16 protein-coding genes are annotated in these 15,792 nt (G+C 44.5%); 9 read left to right on the forward strand and 7 right to left on the reverse strand.

What is annotated here, in order from left to right:
- Window positions 1-168 precede the first annotated feature (168 nt).
- The gene (locus AB4517_RS09235) at window positions 169-390 is read left to right on the forward strand and encodes a hypothetical protein (protein WP_017057116.1); all 222 of its coding nucleotides are present in this window, start codon (window positions 169-171) and stop codon (window positions 388-390) included.
- A 127-nt stretch (window positions 391-517) separates the two neighbouring features.
- Window positions 518-820: a thiamine-binding protein gene (locus tag AB4517_RS09240; RefSeq protein ID WP_017065764.1), complete on the forward strand. Its 303-nt coding sequence runs from the start codon at window positions 518-520 to the stop codon at window positions 818-820.
- Between the two features lie 57 nt (window positions 821-877).
- Here AB4517_RS09240 and AB4517_RS09245 read toward each other — a convergent pair whose 3' ends face one another.
- Window positions 878-1,045, reverse strand: a complete 168-nt coding sequence (locus AB4517_RS09245; RefSeq protein ID WP_017060325.1) for a hypothetical protein — start codon at window positions 1,043-1,045, stop codon at window positions 878-880.
- Between the two features lie 109 nt (window positions 1,046-1,154).
- Window positions 1,155-1,418, reverse strand: coding sequence for a DUF1289 domain-containing protein (locus AB4517_RS09250; protein ID WP_017060324.1), 264 nt, complete (start codon window positions 1,416-1,418; stop codon window positions 1,155-1,157).
- Between the two features lie 188 nt (window positions 1,419-1,606).
- Between AB4517_RS09250 and AB4517_RS09255 the strand changes: the two genes are divergently transcribed.
- From AB4517_RS09255 to AB4517_RS09275, 5 genes are all read left to right on the forward strand, one after another.
- On the forward strand, window positions 1,607-2,053 hold the full coding sequence (locus tag AB4517_RS09255) for an META domain-containing protein (protein ID WP_004734625.1): 447 nt from the start codon (window positions 1,607-1,609) through the stop codon (window positions 2,051-2,053).
- Window positions 2,054-2,481: 428 nt separating this feature from the next.
- Window positions 2,482-3,648, forward strand: a complete 1,167-nt coding sequence (locus AB4517_RS09260) for an ABC transporter substrate-binding protein (RefSeq protein WP_372148242.1) — start codon at window positions 2,482-2,484, stop codon at window positions 3,646-3,648.
- A gap of 5 nt (window positions 3,649-3,653) precedes the next feature.
- Window positions 3,654-5,354, forward strand: coding sequence for an ABC transporter permease (locus AB4517_RS09265; RefSeq protein ID WP_017060322.1), 1,701 nt, complete (start codon window positions 3,654-3,656; stop codon window positions 5,352-5,354).
- Window positions 5,320-5,970: an ATP-binding cassette domain-containing protein gene (locus AB4517_RS09270; protein ID WP_017065359.1), complete on the forward strand. Its 651-nt coding sequence runs from the start codon at window positions 5,320-5,322 to the stop codon at window positions 5,968-5,970. Before AB4517_RS09265 ends, AB4517_RS09270 begins: the two co-directional genes overlap by 35 nt.
- Window positions 5,960-6,577 carry a CDP-alcohol phosphatidyltransferase family protein gene (locus AB4517_RS09275; RefSeq protein ID WP_017060320.1) on the forward strand — a complete coding sequence of 206 codons (618 nt, stop codon included), beginning with the start codon at window positions 5,960-5,962 and terminating at the stop codon, window positions 6,575-6,577. The genes AB4517_RS09270 and AB4517_RS09275 overlap by 11 nt, the downstream gene beginning before the upstream one ends.
- A 93-nt stretch (window positions 6,578-6,670) precedes the next feature.
- Here AB4517_RS09275 and AB4517_RS09280 read toward each other — a convergent pair whose 3' ends face one another.
- The 4 genes from AB4517_RS09280 to AB4517_RS09295 form a co-directional block, all read right to left on the reverse strand.
- A complete protein-coding gene (locus AB4517_RS09280; RefSeq protein ID WP_017068057.1) occupies window positions 6,671-7,624 on the reverse strand; it encodes a class I SAM-dependent methyltransferase in 954 nt (317 codons plus the stop codon).
- 8 nt (window positions 7,625-7,632) lie between these two features.
- On the reverse strand, window positions 7,633-8,331 hold the full coding sequence (locus AB4517_RS09285) for a TIGR01621 family pseudouridine synthase (RefSeq protein ID WP_371725002.1): 699 nt from the start codon (window positions 8,329-8,331) through the stop codon (window positions 7,633-7,635).
- A 177-nt stretch (window positions 8,332-8,508) separates the two neighbouring features.
- The gene (locus AB4517_RS09290) at window positions 8,509-10,125 is read right to left on the reverse strand and encodes a methyl-accepting chemotaxis protein (protein ID WP_102333160.1); all 1,617 of its coding nucleotides are present in this window, start codon (window positions 10,123-10,125) and stop codon (window positions 8,509-8,511) included.
- A gap of 188 nt (window positions 10,126-10,313) precedes the next feature.
- A complete protein-coding gene (locus tag AB4517_RS09295) occupies window positions 10,314-11,747 on the reverse strand; it encodes a sodium-dependent transporter (protein WP_050546918.1) in 1,434 nt (477 codons plus the stop codon).
- A 366-nt stretch (window positions 11,748-12,113) separates the two neighbouring features.
- On the opposite strand from AB4517_RS09295, the gene cls reads away from it, so the two are divergent.
- A complete protein-coding gene (cls, locus tag AB4517_RS09300) occupies window positions 12,114-13,568 on the forward strand; it encodes a cardiolipin synthase (RefSeq protein WP_065583881.1) in 1,455 nt (484 codons plus the stop codon).
- Between the two features lie 188 nt (window positions 13,569-13,756).
- Window positions 13,757-14,941 carry a cystathionine beta-lyase gene (locus AB4517_RS09305; RefSeq protein WP_017065338.1) on the forward strand — a complete coding sequence of 395 codons (1,185 nt, stop codon included), beginning with the start codon at window positions 13,757-13,759 and terminating at the stop codon, window positions 14,939-14,941.
- A gap of 244 nt (window positions 14,942-15,185) precedes the next feature.
- Here the strand turns inward: AB4517_RS09305 and AB4517_RS09310 are convergent, their stop codons facing one another.
- Complete coding sequence (locus AB4517_RS09310) at window positions 15,186-15,752, reverse strand: DNA-3-methyladenine glycosylase I (RefSeq protein ID WP_372148243.1); 567 nt, start codon at window positions 15,750-15,752, stop codon at window positions 15,186-15,188.
- Window positions 15,753-15,792: the final 40 nt, after the last annotated feature.

Consider the following 15,792-nt stretch of genomic DNA (forward strand, 5'->3'; position numbering starts at 1 on the left):
CACCCAAAAACTTCCCTAAAGTTGCCAACTTAAATGACACTTTTGTGAATTATGATGCCAACGTATTGATTCTTGGTTGCTCAAAAAAAATACTCTTAAATCACGTTGACGCCCCTATATCTAGCAACTAGATTTTTCTATTAGTGTCTACAACAGGAGGTCATTGAAATGAAACGTGCTAGCTCTACATATCGATTACAACTGATTAAGGAAGTGGCAACTCGCCGAGATCGTCAACGTTCCAATGACCCGATGGCAAACTACATACAAACCCTAATAGATAATAAAGATGATTGTGATACTTCGGTTGAACGCAACCAGAGGTTCAGTGGCAGTCATTTTGATGAGCACATAGGTGGTTGGGTAAGTGACCACTGGGGTAACAAGTAGGACAAAGAGAGTAATCCAACCAGCATAATCGCTGTAGAATTCGTCTCCGCATTAACCTATAATCTGCAACAATTCCCTATCCTAGAGTAAGCAGAAAGTGTCTGAGTTAAAAAGAGAAAAAGAAGTGATGGTTGCCTTCCAAGTGATACCTCGCGTTAAAGAAGGCAACAACTTCGAAGTGGTTGATAAAGCCATTGAAGTTGTGAAAGCTGCCGATGTGCCTTTCCAAGTCGGTGCGATGGAAACTACGATGAAAGGTGAACTCAACCAATTACTCGATATCGTTAAAAAAGCAGAACAAGCTTGCTACGATGCAGGGGCGGTAGAAGTGATCACAAACATTAAGATTCACAGTAAAACCACCGAGGCCGATGATACATTTTGCACGTACCATCGTGGTGTAACGAAAGCGAATCACATGTTTGTTTAATCACATTTTTGTTTCTGAAAACTGAGCTTTAAGAAAGGCTCTGAAGAACCAGTGGTGTTATTGGAAAGGCATGTCTGAGAGGTGAGAAAGGATTTCCATTCGTTCTTCTTCTGACATCGAATGCCAATCACGCGGAGTCTCTTCAGGGTCATCTTTTGCCCCGATCGGTTTTCGGTCAAGTGCTTTGACTGGCTCTTTTTTGATTTTTACGTTCTTTTTATTCATACCGACACCACTCCTTCAGGTACAAAGGTACCTACTTTAATATTACACCCCAACCATTATGTAAAGTAATAGTTACTTCGGAGTTAAATAAAATCTAAATACTTCCTCTTTAGCCAAAAAGATCTCTTTGGGGACTGGTATTTCCCTCTTCATCGACCTGCTTACCAATCAAGTTTTTTTGATTCATTATTTTTCTTCTATAGCGCTGACGACACAGCTTTATCACGTGCAATTGTTCTGACGGTGTCATCGACATCCAATTAAAGCGCTCTTCTCTCTTGCGCATACAACCGTTGCAATAGCCTTTGTCATCGCTTGAACAAACCCCAACGCAAGGGCTTGGAACTTGGAAAAACTCTAACTGCTCCACCATGCCTCCTTACACATTCAAAATTACGCTTACTCTCTCAAAAATAAGCGATTAATTTGTCGCCTGGCTCGTGAAATCCATACTAAACTATGACCTTATACTGACACATATAGTGTTTTGTAAACTATACTTTGAACCCATCAAGTTACACTTATCCGGTAACTTCGTTCTTTCCTTTGGAGCCTTATAATATGAAGTTTAGTTCAAAAAAATTACTAGCAGTAGCCGCTTTACCTATGATGCTAGCAGCATGCACAACAACAGGTGACAACGCGATGCAAGTAACACCAACCGATCTACAGCACCATAATTGGGAACTTGCGCAAATTGATGGCAAGGACATTGTGAAAAGCGAAGACCAAGCAGCTCCTCGTCTAGAGATCGGCGAAAAGATGACTGCAAACGGCATGGCTGGTTGTAACAACTTCTTCGGTCAAGGCGAGCTGAAAGACGGTCAATTCCGTATCAAGCAAATGGGCATGACAATGAAAATGTGTCACGGCTCTGCGATGGAAATCGAACAATCGGTTTCTGCTACTCTAAGCGAGTGGAGCGACGTAACGCTAACAAACGATACGCTAGTACTGAAAAACGATGTACACACGCTAACGTACACAATTCGTGACTGGGTAAACTAATCCGTCATCGAAACCAAATACTGATTAAAGGAGCCTGATGGCTCCTTTTTTATTGTCAGCTTGCCCTCACTACTTCTTCAAAATTGACACTCATCGCCGACTTTTCGTACCAGCCTCCAATAAACCTCAAAAATCTCTCATTTAGATGCAATAAATTCAACGGTTCAGCGGTCTGTTGCTAGGATGGCAAAAGCCTAGAGTCTGTCGAGTTTTCGAGATGATTACGAATCGAACAAAACTCGACCGCGAACTCCCTGCTTGTTCTCAAGTAATTGATTGAATTTACTGTTGAATTAGAATTTATTTCAGAAACAGATAGAATAACTATTAGGGCATGTTGATCTTTCGTTAACCACGAAGGGTCAATACGCACTAGGGAGTTCGAAAATACAATGCTCTTGCCCGTTCACTACCAAATGGAAAAGTTTATGAACAAGATAGTAAGTACGTTAGGAATCATGGCAACCGTTGCATACAGCGCAACCATTTATGCTGATGAAGCAACATCCACCGACAGCTGGAACCAAATAGAACAGCAGGCAGAGGGAGAAACTGTCTACTTTCACGCTTGGGGCGGAAGCCAAGAGATCAATCGTTACCTACAGTGGGCAGGCAAGAAATTACAAAGTGACTACGGTGTCACGTTAAAGCATGTGAAAGTGACCGATATTGCGGAAACCACCACTCGACTGCTTGCTGAAAAAGCGGCAGGAAAGAACAGTGAAGGCAGCGTCGATATCGTCTGGATTAATGGCGAGAACTTCCGTTCGATGAAAGACAACGCGCTATTGTTTGGGCCATTTACGGAATCACTTCCAAATTGGCAGTATGTCGATAAGTCTCTGCCAATTGATGTCGATTTCTCAGAGCCGACAGAAGGCTTAGAAGCACCGTGGGGCGTGGGACAACTGGTGTTCATTCATGACCAAGAAACACTTCACAACCCGCCACAATCATTCTCTGAGATGTTAAGCTACGCTCAGGCTTTCCCGAACCGCTTAAGCTACCCTCGCCCACCAGAGTTTCATGGCACGAGCTTCATTAAGTCACTACTGATTGAACTAACAAACAATAACCCTGCGCTGGCTCAGCCGGTTTCAGAAGACAACTTCCAAGAAGTAACGGCACCACTGTGGGCTTACTTAGATAAATTCCATAAAGTGGCGTGGCGCGGTGGAAAGCAGTTCCCAGCAGGCACATCGGAAAGCATCCAACTTCTGGATGACGGACAGATCGATCTCGCGATTACGTTTAATCCAAACTCTGTTTATTCAGCACAAGCCAGTGGTCGCTTAGCCGAAACCACTAAGGCTTATGCTCTAGAAAGCGGCGCTCTATCTAACATTCACTTCCTTGCGATTCCTTGGAACGCCAATGCAACCGCAGGTGCTCAAGTGACCATTAACTTCTTATTGAGCCCGGAAGCACAGTCTCGCAAGGGTGACCTCAATGTTTGGGGCGATCCTTCGGTTCTGAGCGGCAAATACCTGACTGGCAGCGCTAAAAACACCCAGCAATTTAAATCGGTTGATGAACCACACCCTAGCTGGCAAAACGCGCTCGAGAAAGAGTGGCTTAAGCGATACGGTAACTAGTCTTCATGCTACGCGCTCTATATTTTGTTGTTATAGCTGTATGCATTATCCCGACCATTCCTGGGGTAGCGGGAGTCGTGGCTTCGTCACTGAGTTTCATCCCGCCCCTTGGTTTAGAGGAGCCGACACTCAACGGTTTTAGCCAAGTCTTTCAATGGGAAGGGGCTTGGCACTCTATTGGCTTAAGCCTAGGTTCAGCAATTGCAAGCAGCTATATAGCCTGCTTCCTGACCTTTTGTATTCTTCAAGCCTCTTGGGGAAACAAGTTTTGGAGAAAGATTGAGTTTACGCTATCGCCAATGCTTGCCATTCCACATGTAGCTTTCGCTATCGGCTTTGCTTTTCTGTTTAGTCCAACGGGGCTTGGCGCAAGAGCGGTACATCACTTGCTCGGCGAATCGGCTACCAGCTCTGAATTGGCGTTATTGGTGAAAGACCCATACGCGTTCGGCTTAATTATTATGCTCGCACTCAAAGAAGTCCCCTTCTTATTGCTGATGAGCATTTCGATACTTCAGCAAATTGATGTAGAGCGTATCACCAAGGTCAGTGCATCGCTCGGTTACAGCCGCGCTCAGATCTGGTGGAAATGTATTTTCCCACAATGGTTTACCAAGCTTCGTTTCCCAATGCTGGCGGTACTCGCTTACAGTGTCTCGGTTGTCGATATTGCTTTGATCATAGGCCCAACCAACCCGCCGACCTTTGCCGTTTTGGTATGGCAATGGTTCAACGATCCGGATCTTAACCTACTTCCGCGAGCTGCTGCTGGTGCCATCGTTTTGTTTGGTTTAGCTTCGTTGATCATCGCCTTGGCGCGTTTAGTTGAATGGGCGGTTCTTAAGTACTTTCGAACTTGGCAGTATTCCGGAAGAACAGGGGCAAACCTTCCGGGGAAAACGGTATTCACTGTCCTTGCTAGCCTTTCACTGCTGATCATTCCTTTAATGGTAATTTGGAGCGTTGCTCAGCGTTGGCGCTTCCCTGATTTACTGCCGAGCCGCTACAGCATGCGCTTCTGGGAGTTCGAGTGGGATGCCATCATGAGTACTGTGGGTCAAAGCTTATGGATTGGTCTGATTGCCGCTTCAGTCGCTTTGTTGCTTGCGCTGGTGGCTCACGAATACAGAATCAAATACAAGTGGCAAGTTCCGGGCTTCATTATCGCTATTCCAATGCTAATACCACAGCTTTCAGTGTTGTTTGGTATGCAAGTCACGACCCTCTACATCGGCAGTAGTGCCTATGAGTTCTGGGTGATTTGGGCGCATGTTTTCTTTGCTTTCCCGTTCGTGTATCTGTCTTTGGATGGCCCGTGGAAAAGCTTCAATGATGGGTTGATTAAAGCCTCGCTGAGCCTAGGTAAATCACCATTTCAGAGTTGGTATTCGATCAAACTACCAATCTTGCTTCCTGCGATTGCCTTTGCTTGGGCGGTCGGGATCAGCGTGAGTTTGGCCCAATACCTTCCAACATTAATGCTCGGCGCGGGCCGTATTAGCACGATCACCACAGAAGCCGTTGCACTTACCAGTGGTTTCGACCGCAGGGTGACAGCAATCTATGCCATTTGGCAGGCCCTATTGCCTCTGTTCTTTTTCTCTTTAGCGATATTAGTCAGCCGACTTCAACTCAGATATCGCCGTCTTACTTTTAAAGGTTTCCTAAGTAATGAGTCTGTACCTCAACGACCTCGCCATCCGTAAAACCGATGGAGATTCGCTGTTCTCAGCGCTAAACGTCACATTAGAATCTGGCCAAATACTGGCTTTGATGGGGCCGAGTGGCTGCGGAAAGTCGACCTTACTGGATGCGATTGCTGGTCACTTAAGTGAAGAGTTTTCGTACTCTGGCACCGTTGTGTTGAACAATATTCAGCTCGACGAGCTTCCATCACATCAGCGTGAAGTCGGTATTTTGTTTCAAGATGACTTGTTGTTTCCGCACCTCAAAGTATGGGAAAACTTGGCCTTTTCGTTACCGAACTCTGTTAAAGGTTCCGCTCGCCAAAAACAAGCAATGGCTGCACTAAAAGACATAGAGCTAACTCACTTAGCTGAATCTTTCCCGGATCAAATATCCGGCGGTCAACGCGCAAGAATAAGCTTGACTCGTATGTTGTTAGCCAAGCCTAAACTCGCCCTGCTTGACGAACCGTTCAGTAAGTTAGACCAAGAGCTCAGAGCACAATTTCGCGATTGGGTCTTCGAACAGCTGACCAAAGCGAATATCCCTACATTAATGGTCACGCACGACGAAGCCGATGTACCTCAAGGGGCAGAAGTACTGTCTTGGCCATGGAGAAGTAACCATGCTGGATAAGTACTCCATTAAGGTCATTAAGTGGCCATTAAATCAGTCTGCTAAGTTACTAAACCAATTGGGTATCACGGCCAATCAAACCACGTTATTCGGATTTCTGATTGGGTGTTTAGCGTTTCCAGCGTTGGCATTTCAACAATATGAGTGGGCGTTAGGCTTCATTGTGTTTAATAGAGTATGTGATGGGCTTGATGGAGCCTTGGCTCGAATCCAAGGCATTAGTGATGCGGGCGGTTTCCTCGATATCAGCCTAGATTTCCTATTCTACTCGCTGATCCCTTTTGGATTTGTCATTGCCAACCCAGAACACAACGCCATTGCCGGTGCATTTTTGATCTTCTCTTTTATCGGCACAGGCAGCAGCTTTTTAGCGTTTGCGGTTATGGCAGGCAAGCGAGGCATTGAAAACCCAGTCTATAAGCATAAGTCTCTGTACTACATGTCAGGGCTAACCGAAGGCACTGAAACCATCGCTTGTTTCATCGCGTTTTGTATTTGGCCTCAACACTTTGCGGTTATCGCTTACACCTTTGGTGCAGCTTGTTGGCTAACCACGTTCATGCGTATTTATTTTGGTTTTCAGACACTAAAAAACCAAGCTAGTTAATAAATGAGTTAGTTTCTTGCACCTATAAAAACGCCGCTCATTGTGAGCGGCGTTTTCTATATTAGTATGGATAATGCCCGCTAAATCATGACATCAAGCTTCAGCTGAAGCCGTGATTTTAAACCTCAATACCTTTAGGCTTGAATCAAGGTCGACATCGACAAACTCAGGCGGGTTGTCCAGACGCTCAATGAACTCAACGCTTGGTGCTTCTTCTGCCATCGTCTCAATCAGGAAGTTTGGTGATACTGCTGGTGAGTTCACACACGCAATCACTTCACCGCCTTCAGTTAGAAGTTCAGGCAAACGACGTAAGATTTTTTTGTAATCTTTGGTTAGAGCAAAGCTGCCTTTTTGGAACGAAGGTGGATCGATGATAACGAGCTCGTAAGGACCGCCCTTCTTGATTTTCCCCCACGACTTAAAGATATCGTAGCCAAGGAAGTTAACCGAGCGCATATCGTGTTCATTCAGACGGTGGTTATCGCGACCTTTGTTTAGCGAGCCACGTGACATGTCCACGTTCATGCATTGACGAGCGCCACCAGCGATAGCCGCGACAGAGAAACCACAAGTGTATGCAAACAGGTTAAGAACGTTCTTATCCTTGGCATTATCTTGTACCCACTGACGACCATTACGCATGTCTAGGAACAAACCGAAGTTCTGATTACGGCCAATGTCTAATTGGTACTTAAGGCCATGCTCAACCACAACCGGAGAGTCATTCAACTCACCCCATAGAACCTCTGAAGGCGCACCATCGGCATAACGGTGTTGCAGAACAATGCTTGTGCCCTGCTTTGATTGCCAGATATCTTTGTTGGTGAGTTCAACCAATCCAGCTTTAAGAGATGACAAGAATTCATCGTCGACTTCTTTAAACACGTTAACCAGTAGCTGTCCATCAACCCAGTCACATGTCAGTTGCTCTAGACCAGGCCAAAACTTACCGCGCCCGTGGAAAATACGGCGTAGTTCGTTTGGTACTTCATTAAGTTGCTGTTCAATATGACTAAAAAACAGAGGTAAAGCTGATGCTTCCATTATTTCACTCACTTAGTGTTTAGCTTTGGCCAAGTTAATGACCAAGGTTCAAGCCAACTGTCCAAACCGTTCGACACGGTTTCTTGATGCCACTTCTCACCCAAGGAGTTTAGGCTTCTTGGATCGCAGACATATTCGTAGGCTTGTGATTGATAGATAAATCGAATCGCGAAAGCATGCAGATAACCTCTGTCAGCCTCACTCGATGGATTATAAATAGGGTCACCAACAATGGCTGAGCCAATCGACTTCATCGCGACACGGATCTGGTGAGTTCGCCCCGTATAGGGTTTACATAAAAGCAAACGCTCACCGGGTTCAGCCGTTGCTGATAAAAATTGAGTAATCGCAGGGCTCTCTTTGGATGTCAGAAGTTTCCAACTTGAGCGTCGTGAACGCTCCATGTCTCCTGAGATCAAACCTTGCTTTTTCTTTGGCTTCTTAGAACCGATCGCAAGGTAGTATTTCTCTACTTCACGCTTTGCAAATAGCTGTGAAAGCTCGCTCGCCGCCGACGCATTTTTTGCCAGCAGCAGAATGCCCGAAGTCATTTTATCTAGTCGATGAACGAGATACAGCTTAGGCTCATTAATTGCCTTAGCAACTTCTTGAAGCAACATGGTATCGCCATCGTCTTTGTGGACGCTGACTCCAGGGTGCTTATTGATAAGTAAAAAATCAGAGTGGTTCAGAAGAATATCGAACATTAAAGGCTAGCTCCATTGTAGAACGTGGAGTATACCGCGTCTGAACCCAGATTCCAGCTACGAAAAAGCCCAACTCACTCAATAAATATTGAATCGTTGGGCTTCTTTTCAGCAACTAGCGATCAGTGCGTGGTCTTTACTCGATTACCAATAGGTAAATAGAACCAAGCTACCGCTTTACGCCAGTTTAAACTTACCAACTAATGCTTCTAGCTCAGCAACCTTAGCGTTCAAGCCTGATGTATTTTCGGAGCTACGAGTTGCTAGCTGCAGAGATTGCTCAGAGATATCGCTAATCGCGGTAATGTCCGCTGCAATTTCTTTGGTCACAGCCGTCTGTTCTTCTGCCGCAGTCGCAATAGAGTTAACCATGCTTTGTACATTGCCCGCACCGCTCACAATCGCTTCTAGAGCCGAAACAGCACCTGAGCTTTGCTCAACACCAATCTCAACTAAACGACAGTTATCTTGAGTGTAAGTCACCGCTTCTTGAGTGCCCGATTGAATCGATTGAATGATGCCCGAGACTTCTCGTGTCGCTTTGGTTGTTCTTTCTGCTAGCGCTCGCACTTCATCGGCTACCACAGCAAAACCACGACCAAACTCGCCTGCACGTGCCGCTTCAATTGCAGCGTTAAGAGCTAACAGGTTAGTTTGCTCAGCAATGTCTTCGATTACCTTGATAACGCTACCAATCTGCTCACCGTGAGAACCTAGAGTATTCATTTGCAACGACATATCGCTCATTTGAGTCGACACTTGTTGAATACTCGCCACCATCTCAACAATCACGTTGCGGCCATCTTCTGCAGAGGTTTCTGAGCGACGTGCTTCTTCATAAGTTGAAGTACCTTGCTGCGCCACTTCAGAAATGGTCAAGCTTAGCTCTTCAGCAGCCGTTGCAATCAAGTTAGCTTTGTCTGCTTGAGCTGATGCACCAGTAACGATGTCTTGGCTAATAGAAGAGAGCTCCCCTGTCACCGATTGGACTTGGTGAGTCACAGACGAGATTGAACCTAATAGGTCTACTAGTGATTTCTGCATCTGGTTAATCGACTTAGCCAGTTCAGCCAATTCATCACCAGAATCATCAATAATGTCGCCTGCCGTTAGGTCACCATTTGCTACACGTCGTGCTACTTGTTCTACACGAGTAAGACGATTGGTAATAGAGCTAGACAATAGATACGCAATCACACAACCAAAGACAATCGCAATAGCAGACAACACCATGATAGTGCGCTCGATGGTAGTAAACGTGTCGGTTAGTGTCAGTAGTGACTGTTCTGTATCTGCGCGCTCACTTGCTGACGCTTGATCCAGTAAGTTCTCAATAGGGATAAGATTGCTCTCATACAAAGATCGTAGCTGTTGAATATTGGCTAGTAGTGCAGCTTCATCATTGATCTTCGGCACAAGCTTTGATTCAAACTCTTGAGTGAAACGCCCCATCAGGTCTTCAATTCGCTGAATACGGCGGTGGTCTTCCGAACCTCTACTCTCCAAACGCTTAGCCTGCTCGATAGCTTGAGCAAATTCGTTCTTGCTGGTTCGATAATCATTGAGTGCGTTATCAACCAGTGTAATTGCACCAAGCGCATCTCGGTATACATCACCCGCTTCATCAATCAGTACCAGGTAGGTAACAGTACCCGGAACATCGTCCATTCTAATTTCATCTGCGCTCTGGTGCGCGCCGATAACTTCTATCCATACAATACTGACTAACGTAACAAGCACCGCCAATATAGAGCCAAAACCGGCATACAGTTTCTTTCTCACTGACAATTTCACACAACACCTACCTAAATTAAATACCGATCAAAAATTCTTGATATTCAATATATCGGCTAGGTGACGGATAACTTTAGTGAATGTAATGTTTTATTTTTTGATAAGAATTAAGTATTTGAATAAAAAAACGGGAGCCATTGGCTCCCGTTTCTTAACTTACTTTAGCTCGCGATTGTAGCTTCTTAAAACTATAGCTTCTTAGAGATAAGCGCAGAGCCAGCAATAATACCAATACCTAGTAGCATGATTGCACCTTTACCGCTGTCGAAGCCAGAAGAGATACCCATGAATGCAACGATTGCGATAGCTACTGGGATGATGTACTTAACTAGCGTGTACCATAGACCGAATAGTGGGAAAGATACTTCACCATCGTTAGTGATTTCTTTCTCTAGGTCAGCACGGTTTAGTCTCCAACCAGCGAAGATACATACCAACATACCGCCAACCGCTAGGAAAATCTTATCCGTTAGTAGGTCGAAAATGTCGAACGCGCCAGTATCAAACAGTGTTGGACCGAAGCCGCCAAGTGATAGAGAAGCGAAGATACATAGAATCGCCATTACAACACTTGCAGACAGTACCGCTGTTACACGCTTCATGCCTTTCTCATCGATTAGGTAAGAAACCACAACTTCAAGTAGAGATACTGAAGATGTTAGTGCCGCAACACTCAAACCAACGAAGAACATAAGAGCAAATAGAAGACCAACTACGCCGCCCATTTCAGCGAATAGCTGAGGAACAACAACGAATACTAAACCAGGGCCCGCTGCAGGTTCCATACCGAACGCGAACATTGCAGGGAACATTGCAACACCAGCTAGAATAGCAACACCAGTATCCATTGCGGTTACCATTGCTGTTGTCTGAACTAGGTTCTCTTTCTTCTTAAGGTAAGAACCGTATGTCATCATACAACCCATACCAAGACTTAGAGAGAAGAATGCTTGACCTAGAGCGGCTAGGATTACATTGCTGTCTACTTTAGAGAAGTCAGGACTGAATAGGAACTCAAGACCAGCCATCGCGCCCGGAAGCATAATGCCTTTGATTGATACTACAATAAGGATAATGAAAAGAAGCGGCATCAGGATCTTACCTGCTTTCTCAATACCACCAGAGATACCTTTCATAACGATAACAACGTTAAGTAGTAGGTATAAGCCCATCCACATTAGTGGTTGAACTGGGTTTGAGATAAAGCCACCAAAGCTATCACCAATTGCTTCTGGTGCGTCTAGAAGACCACCTGCAATTTTACCGATGTATGCGATTGACCAACCGCCTACTACTGGGTAGAAACCCATGATAAGTAGACCACTGAATACGCCGATAACGCCAGCGAACGTCCAACGACGGTCAGTTGTTTTAAATGCACCTACTGCTGATTTTTGCGTATGACGGCCAATCGCAAATTCAGTCAGCATGACACTGAAACCAATAAAAATTACAAAAAACAGGTAAATGGCAACGAATGCACCACCGCCACTTTCGCCTGCTGTGTATGGGAATTTCCAAATGTTACCTAAGCCAACAGCAGAACCTGCTGCAGCCATTACGAATCCTAACTTCGAACCCCAGGTATCGCGGGGTGTTGTGGTTGTATTACTAGTAGCCACGTGTACTCCAAACTTTTGTGTTATGTGATGTTGTGTTTTGCTTTGGGTGGCGTCTTTAAAAGGAAGGTGTATAAATAAATTTACACACCTAAAAAATTTGATTGACGCTCGTTGTCTAGCAAGTAAACCAGTTTAAGAATAAAATTGGAAGAGCATACCGTACAAATTTCGTTAAAGATGTAAATTTTTATGGTTAAATGCCGACTTTTCATACAAAACAATCGTTTTCTTCTTAAGTTGACCAAAACTTAACAACTTTAACCTATTTACATCTTTTGCTCTATTTTGTAAATAGTTGATTCCTTAAATTCCCATATCCGCTAAATAGCATTACTATCTAAGTGTCTCTTTTTTCGAGTATTCAATGTGGATAAGCTTTATCATTTTTTAACTTTGGCCTCTGTTGTTTTGTACTGGGTTCTCGTAGCCGGTGTGACGTTTCGTGTTGTACTAAAACGACGCTCTGTCAGCGTTTCTCTTGCTTGGCTAATGGTTATCTACATTATCCCGATTGTTGGTGTAGCTTGTTACTTCCTTTTTGGTGAGCTAAACCTAGGCAGAAAAAGGGCTGAACGCGCTCATCGTATGTTTACCCCTTTCGGCGACTGGTTCCGTCAATTGAATGATTGCCAACTTCACCAACCAGGGAAAGTCGGCTCCCCTATCCATAAGATTGACGAGCTTTGTAACAATCGAATGGGCATCCCTGCACTCAGTGGAAACACTCTATCGCTGCAATCTTCACCAAACGAGATCCTACACGCAATTATCGAAGATATAGAAAATGCACAAACCAGTATCAAGATGGTTTTCTATATTTGGCATCCAGGTGGCCTGACCGATTCGGTTGCCTCTGCGCTGATTCGCGCTGCAAAACGTGGCGTAGATGTTAAAGTTTTGCTCGATTCAGCCGGTAGCCCTCGCTTTTTCAAAAGCCACTGGCAGTCAATGATGAAGGACGCAGGCGTTCAAGTCGTACAAGCACTAGAAGTGAGCCCATGGCGTATTTTTTTACGTCGCCTAGATTTAAGACAACACCGCAAAATCATTGTGATTGACGAGACTATCGCCTATACGGGTTCAATGAACATGGTCGATCCTGCTCACTTCAAACAAAGTTCCGGCGTTGGTCAGTGGATTGATGTAATGGTCAGAGTGACTGGGCCAACCGTTAATGTGTTATCCGCTATTCATGGCTGGGATTGGGAAGTTGAGACTGGTGAACGCATTCTCCCTGATATACCTGAATGCCCAGTTGAAGAAATCATGACACATCATCCGGTTCAAGTAGTGCCGTCTGGCCCTGGCATGCCGGAATATTTGATCTTACAAGTACTGACCATCGCCATCAATCAAGCGAATCATTCTGTACGTATTACTACACCTTATTTTGTGCCAAGTGCTGACTTACTCGAAACACTTAAGATGACAGCTCAACGCGGCGTAACTGTAGAACTGATCATTCCACACAATAACGATTCACTAATGGTTAAATGGGCTTCTCGTGCGTTTTATACCGAGTTGCTTGAAGCTGGCGTAAAGATCTATGAATTTTACGGTGGCCTTCTTCATACCAAATCGGTAGTGATCGATGAAGAGTTTTGCTTGATCGGAACCGTCAATATCGACATGCGCAGTTTGTGGCTCAACTTTGAAGTAACCCTTGCCGTTGACGACGTACACTTCACCAAGCAATTGTTTGATTTACAGCAATCCTATATTGAATCATCTCATCCCGTGGAATTAGAGCAGTGGGAACAGAGAAATTTACGTAACCGCTTCTTTGAGAGACTGTTCTATTTATTCAACCCGTTGCTCTAATACTCCTCGCTCGCCGACCACCATTGGCAACGAATAGTATCTTTGCGATCGCTTTTTAACTTTTCATCACAAATCGAGGAAAAGTTAAAAAGCAAAAGAAAACGTTAAAAACTCCCTCTTCCCTCTTGCTTTGATGGCTACTCGCATGTTTTAAATAGGACATAACCGATTGATAAGGAATTCACAGCATGTCCGAGAACAAAACCACTAAACTTATCACTGCCGGTCGTGATAAGAAGTGGACCAATGGTGTTGTTAACCCACCAGTACAACGCGCTTCAACTGTCGTATTTAACTCAGTAGAAGAGAAGCGTAAAGCTACGATTAACCGCGCTAACAAGACCCTTTTTTACGGACGTCGTGGAACCAACACTCATTTTGCCTTCCAAGATGCGATGGTTGAAGTAGAAGGCGGCGCGGGTTGTGCACTGTACCCGTGTGGTACAGCAGCAATTTCGAATGCCATTCTCTCTTTTGTAGAAACAGGTGATCATATTTTAATGGTTGACACCTGCTACGAACCTACTCGTGATTTCTGTGACACCATCATGAAAAAGATGGGGGTAGAGACAACTTACTACGAGCCAACGATTGGTGAAGGTATCCAAGACCTTATCAAGCCAAACACTAAGGTGCTGTTTACTGAGTCTCCAGGCTCTGTCACCATGGAAGTGCAGGATATTCCAACACTAGCGCGTATCGCTCATGAACATGACATCATCGTTATGCTAGACAATACTTGGGCGGCTGGCGTGAACTTCTCACCGTTTGATTTTGGTGTTGATATCTCGATTCAAGCAGCGACCAAATACATCGTGGGTCACTCTGATGTGATGCTAGGTACGGCAGTCGCCAATGAGAAATGCTGGGATCAACTAAGAGAGCAAAGTTACTTGATGGGGCAATGTGTCTCACCTGATGATGCTTATTTAGGGCTTCGCGGCATTCGTACTCTTGATGTGCGTCTACGCCAACACGCAGAAAGCAGCTTGAAGGTCGCAAAATGGTTAGAGACTCGTCCTGAAGTTAACCACGTTCGTCACCCTGCTCTTGAGTCTTGCCCAGGCCATGAATTCTTCAAACGAGATTTTACTGGCGGTAATGGCTTGTTCTCTTTTGTACTCAACAACTCTAATATCAAAGCGACGACAGCGTTACTTGATGGAATGACACATTTTAGTATGGGTTACTCTTGGGGTGGATTTGAAAGTTTGATTCTAGCTAACGAACCAAGCAGTTTTGACAGCTTGAGAACTGTTGCCAATCCTAATTTCGAAGGTACCTTGATACGTGTTCATATTGGGTTAGAAGATGTTGATGACCTGATTGCTGATCTAGAGGCGGGATTAGAACGTTATAGCGCTCTGATTTAATCTGAGACGATAGGTCTAATATGCAAAAAAGGCAGGATATTCCTGCCTTTTTCTGTTTAAAGCATAACTCAAAATACTCATATTCAGATACTTCAGCTCATAATACAAACCGCTCATAGTCCAGAAGCTTTCAAAGCCAATATTGAACCTTAAAGCACATCCACTTAAAGATCTCAGAGCGATGAAAAAATGGCTATGAATTTTTCAATTTCTAAGTGATTGTTCCGCTGAAATAAATAACACTTTATTTGTGTGGGCAACCGACTAAATGATCATTGACCATACCTGTTGCTTGCATAAATGCGTAACAGATTGTTTCTCCTACAAACTTAAAGCCTCTCTTCTTCAAAAACTTACTCATCGCTTTAGATTGCTCGGTAGAAGCGGGAACTTGAGACATCTCGGTCCATTGATTTTCAATCACCTTATTATCGACAAACTGCCATAAAGCATTGGATAGGGATCCAAACTCTTTCTGAAGCTCAAGGGTTGCACGAGCATTGTTGTATACCGAAGCAATCTTGCCCTTATGCTTAACCACATCGAAGTGTTCGATAATATTCGGCACATTGTCTTCATTCAACGCAGCTAACTTATTAAGGTCATAATTGTCAAAAGCGGCACGATAACCCTCGCGCTTTTTAAGTATCGTGATCCAACTAAGGCCAGCCTGAGCCCCCTCTAAAGTAATGAACTCAAACAAAACTTGGTCATCATAAACAGGCACGCCCCACTCTGCATCGTGGTACTCCCTTTCAAGCTCATGTTTAAGCGCCCATGCACACGTTCTATCCACTGTATTAGCTTCCATTTCGATGGTCTCTTTTAGTAATCGTACATAAAAATAATGC

Origin of the sequence: Vibrio sp. 10N.222.52.C3, from assembly GCF_041474195.1 — a bacterium.
GTDB classification, from domain to species: domain Bacteria; phylum Pseudomonadota; class Gammaproteobacteria; order Enterobacterales; family Vibrionaceae; genus Vibrio; species Vibrio crassostreae_C.

Coding starts and splice junctions, on each gene's coding strand:
- AB4517_RS09235 (WP_017057116.1), top strand. CDS start 169: ATGAAACGTGCTAGCTCTACATATCGATTACAACTGATTAAGGAAGTG.
- AB4517_RS09240 (WP_017065764.1), top strand. CDS start 518: ATGGTTGCCTTCCAAGTGATACCTCGCGTTAAAGAAGGCAACAACTTC.
- AB4517_RS09245 (WP_017060325.1), bottom strand. CDS start 1,045: ATGAATAAAAAGAACGTAAAAATCAAAAAAGAGCCAGTCAAAGCACTT.
- AB4517_RS09250 (WP_017060324.1), bottom strand. CDS start 1,418: ATGGTGGAGCAGTTAGAGTTTTTCCAAGTTCCAAGCCCTTGCGTTGGG.
- AB4517_RS09255 (WP_004734625.1), top strand. CDS start 1,607: ATGAAGTTTAGTTCAAAAAAATTACTAGCAGTAGCCGCTTTACCTATG.
- AB4517_RS09260 (WP_372148242.1), top strand. CDS start 2,482: ATGAACAAGATAGTAAGTACGTTAGGAATCATGGCAACCGTTGCATAC.
- AB4517_RS09265 (WP_017060322.1), top strand. CDS start 3,654: ATGCTACGCGCTCTATATTTTGTTGTTATAGCTGTATGCATTATCCCG.
- AB4517_RS09270 (WP_017065359.1), top strand. CDS start 5,320: ATGAGTCTGTACCTCAACGACCTCGCCATCCGTAAAACCGATGGAGAT.
- AB4517_RS09275 (WP_017060320.1), top strand. CDS start 5,960: ATGCTGGATAAGTACTCCATTAAGGTCATTAAGTGGCCATTAAATCAG.
- AB4517_RS09280 (WP_017068057.1), bottom strand. CDS start 7,624: ATGGAAGCATCAGCTTTACCTCTGTTTTTTAGTCATATTGAACAGCAA.
- AB4517_RS09285 (WP_371725002.1), bottom strand. CDS start 8,331: ATGTTCGATATTCTTCTGAACCACTCTGATTTTTTACTTATCAATAAG.
- AB4517_RS09305 (WP_017065338.1), top strand. CDS start 13,757: ATGTCCGAGAACAAAACCACTAAACTTATCACTGCCGGTCGTGATAAG.
- AB4517_RS09310 (WP_372148243.1), bottom strand. CDS start 15,752: ATGGAAGCTAATACAGTGGATAGAACGTGTGCATGGGCGCTTAAACAT.